At 28.2% G+C, this 3,734-nt stretch carries 3 protein-coding genes and 1 pseudogene; all 4 read left to right on the top strand.

The window, feature by feature from the left end:
• A pseudogene (locus tag R4K56_RS14805) lies at nucleotides 1–128 on the top strand (transposase); the annotation flags it as partial.
• Nucleotides 129–276: 148 nt separating this feature from the next.
• Nucleotides 277–774, top strand: coding sequence for a pyridoxamine 5'-phosphate oxidase family protein (locus R4K56_RS14520; RefSeq protein ID WP_335773181.1), 498 nt, complete (start codon nucleotides 277–279; stop codon nucleotides 772–774).
• Complete coding sequence (locus R4K56_RS14515; RefSeq protein ID WP_335773180.1) at nucleotides 771–2,159, top strand: TldD/PmbA family protein; 1,389 nt, start codon at nucleotides 771–773, stop codon at nucleotides 2,157–2,159. The genes R4K56_RS14520 and R4K56_RS14515 overlap by 4 nt, the downstream gene beginning before the upstream one ends.
• A 1-nt stretch (nucleotide 2,160) precedes the next feature.
• Nucleotides 2,161–3,519: a TldD/PmbA family protein gene (locus tag R4K56_RS14510; protein ID WP_335773179.1), complete on the top strand. Its 1,359-nt coding sequence runs from the start codon at nucleotides 2,161–2,163 to the stop codon at nucleotides 3,517–3,519.
• Nucleotides 3,520–3,734 lie beyond the last annotated feature (215 nt).

Genomic DNA, 3,734 nt, shown 5'->3' with positions numbered 1-3,734 from the left:
AATTAACTTTAGAGAGAGCTAATCTAAAATTGAGAAAATATAATAATTTTTGGAACTACAAACGCATACATTCAGCTTTAAATTATGATACACCTATGTTATACTTTAAAAAACTAAGGAATACTTAATGCAATATGTCTGGCTCCTGTGCACAAGCAGTATTATTTTATCTTGACTTTTTTCCATTATTATATAGAATTATCCGCAAAATATAAAATTTTTACATGTAGTATTTTTCATTGTAAAACAAATCAAAATTTATTTAGGAGATTTTTTATGTTTAGAGAGATGAGAATAAAAAAACAATTGTTATCAAATTCCGATAGTATATCGATATTAAAGAAATGTACTTCAGGAGTTCTTGCAGTTTCAGGAGATGATGATTATCCTTATACTGTTCCTTTAAGTTATGTTTATGATGATAATAAAATATTCTTTCATGCAGCAAAAAGCGGATATAAATTAGATGCTATAAAAAATAATAATAAAGTATCATTTTGTGTTATAGAAAAAGATGATATAAAACCTGAAGAATATACCACTTACTATAGAAGTGTTATAGTTTTTGGACGAGCCTTTATTATAGAAGATGATAATATAAAAAGAGGAGCTATAGAGAAATTAGCCTTAAAATATTATCCAGATGACATAAAAGAAAATAGAGATAAAGCTATTAACAATGGATATAATGCTTTATGTATAATAGAATTAGACATAGAGTATATGACAGGAAAAGAAGCAATAGAGTTAATAAATAAAAAGGAGAATAAATGAAATATTTTAATTTTGATAAAGATTTTTTGCATACAGTTTTGGAAGAGGCTTTAAAAAATGGGGGAGAGTATGCAGATCTTTTTTTTGAAGATACTAAAATTAATTCTATAGGATATTTAGATTCTAAAGTAGATGATATGAGTCTTGGAAATAATTATGGAGTTGGTTTAAGAGTTATAGTCAATAAAAAGACAATATATTTATATTCTAATGATACAAGTAATGATAGTTTGATAAATTTAGCAAGAAGTGTGGCTTCAGTTGTAAATAATAAAAAATACATACCTACTAATTTTATAGAATCTCATGAAAAAGACAATCACCCATTGCATATAAATCCATTTGATATTAATTTTGATGAAAAAATAGAAGTTCTTTCATATTTGGATAAAACAGCAAGAGGAGTATCAGATAAAATAAAACAGGTTAATGCCAGATATATGGAAAAACAAAGAAATATTTTAGTATGTGCAAGTAATGGAATATTAAAGGAAGATTCTCAAACATATATAAGATTAGTTCTGCTATCTATGGCATCTGACGGAGTTAATACTCAAACAGCAAGCAGAACTAAAGGAGCTTTAGACGGATATCAGGTGATAAAAGATATCAATTTAGAGAATATGGCAAAAGAAACAGCAAATTCAGCAATAAAAATGCTTGATTCAAAGTATCCTAAATCTGGTAAATATCCAGTTGTAATAGATAATGCTTTTGGAGGAGTAATATTCCATGAGGCTTGCGGACATGCACTTGAAGCTACAGCGGTTGCAGATAATGCTAGTGTTTTTTGTAATAAATTAGGCGAAAAAATAGCTTCAGATGTTGTTACTGCTATCGATGACGGCACTATAAAAAATGCTTGGGGCAGCTACAATATTGATGATGAAGGTAATGATGCACAAAGAACTGTATTAATAGAAAATGGAATTTTAAAAAGTTATTTAGTTGATGAATTAGGTTCTATGAAAATGAATCAAAAAGTTACAGGAAGTGCAAGGAGAGAAAGCTATAAATATCCTCCTACATCAAGAATGAGAAATACATTTATTGATAAAGGAAATTCTAGTTTTGAAGATTTGATTTCTGGAATAGAATACGGACTTTATGCCAAAAAAATGGGCGGAGGTTCAGTAGATCCTGCTACAACTGATTATAATTTTGCCGTTTCTGAAGGCTATTTAATAGAGAATGGAAAGATTACAGAACCAGTTAGAGGTGCTACACTTATAGGTCGCGGTGATGAAACTCTTATGAATATTGAGGCAGTATCTTCAAATTTAGAATTGGCTGACGGTATATGCGGAAGCGTTTCAGGAAGTGTGCCTACTACTGTTGGACAGCCTGCTATAAAAGTAAGAGAATTAACTGTTGGAGGTAGATAATATGTCAGAATTGAATAGTTTAATGAATAGGATAAAAGAAATATATGATATAGTAAAAAATAAAGCTAATGATATTGATGAAATTGAAGTTTATATGTCTGAAAGCGGTGAAGAAGAGTTTACTGTAAGGGAAAGAGATTTAGATAAATACACTTTTGCTGAGTCCGGCGGTGTTGGTTTAAGATTAATAAAGAATGGAAAAGTTGGAGTGAGCTTTACAGAAAAAATTAATTCAAATGATTCTATATATAATCTTATAGAAAATGCTAAAATTTCTTTAAATTATGCTGAGGCAGAACCAGAATATAATGTTTTAATAGAAAAAGAAGATGATGAAAAAACTTATGATATGATTAATAATGATATAGTCAATCTATCAAATGAAGAATTAAAAAATATATCATTATCTATAGAAGATAAATTGTATTCTTATGATAAAAGAATAATTAATGTACCTTCAGCTGGGCTTGCAAGATATGATTTTATAAAATGCATTATTAATAGTAATGGTGTATGTAAGGGAGAAAAGAAAAACAGCATTACATATTATGGCGAAGTAATAGCTAAAGACTCAAATGCTACGAAAACTTTTTTTGATATTTATTCAGCTCATGATGCAGTATTTGATGTTAATGCTTTTACAAAAAATATTGCTGATAGTGTAATAAGTAAATTAAGTGCCAAAAATATAGAAAGCGGAAAGTATAAAACTGTATTTACAAGTAAGGCAATGAGAACTATTATAGGTGCTTATCTAGGTTTATTTTCTTCAGAATCTGTTCAAAAGAAATTATCACTTTTACAAGGAAAATTAAATAAAAAAATAGCAAGTGATATTGTAAATATAAAAGATATACCAATATTTGATAATGGTTTAGCAAATACATATTTTGATGGTGAAGGTTCATCTACAAAAGATTTAAATATCATTACTAATGGAGTATTAAATAGTTATTTATACAATAATTATACAGCAAGAAAAGAAGGCAGGAAAACAACTTCTCATGCTTCAAGAGGATTTAAAACTTCAATAGGTGTTTCTTGTCATAATTTTATTTTGGAAGAAGGAAATAATACTCAAGATGAACTAATTTCTCAAATTCAAAATGGAATATTAGTTAATTCTTTGACAGGTACTCATTCTGGTGTTAATGCTATAAGCGGAGATTTTTCTTTACAGGCTGAAGGTATAAAAATAGAGAATGGAAAATTAGCATATACAGCAAATCCATTTATTGTTTCAGGAAATATATTAGACTTTTTTAATAATATAGAAATGCTTGCTAATGATACAGACTACTATCATTCATCTATTTATACGCCTAGTGCTTTGATTAAAGAATTATCATTTGCTTCATAATTTTAGTATATACCTAAACAACTATATTTTGTCAGAGATATTTTTTTAAATTTTAAATATCTGCAGGGCTTTGCCCACCACGCTGTGTGCTTACGCAGCACCCCGCTTCTTTTGGTGGCCCAAAGAAGCAAAAGGACTATATTTTAGCTTAAAATAATAACATATCTTACATGTAAAACAATTTTAGTATATACTGAAAATTTTTAAGTTTGTCA

Origin of the sequence: Brachyspira pulli (assembly GCF_036997785.1) — a bacterium.
In the GTDB taxonomy this organism is placed as follows: Bacteria; Spirochaetota; Brachyspiria; order Brachyspirales; family Brachyspiraceae; genus Brachyspira; species Brachyspira pulli.
This window is presented reverse-complemented; position numbering and strand designations above follow the sequence as displayed.

Coding starts and splice junctions, on each gene's coding strand:
- R4K56_RS14520 (WP_335773181.1), top strand. CDS start 277: ATGTTTAGAGAGATGAGAATAAAAAAACAATTGTTATCAAATTCCGAT.
- R4K56_RS14515 (WP_335773180.1), top strand. CDS start 771: ATGAAATATTTTAATTTTGATAAAGATTTTTTGCATACAGTTTTGGAA.
- R4K56_RS14510 (WP_335773179.1), top strand. CDS start 2,161: ATGTCAGAATTGAATAGTTTAATGAATAGGATAAAAGAAATATATGAT.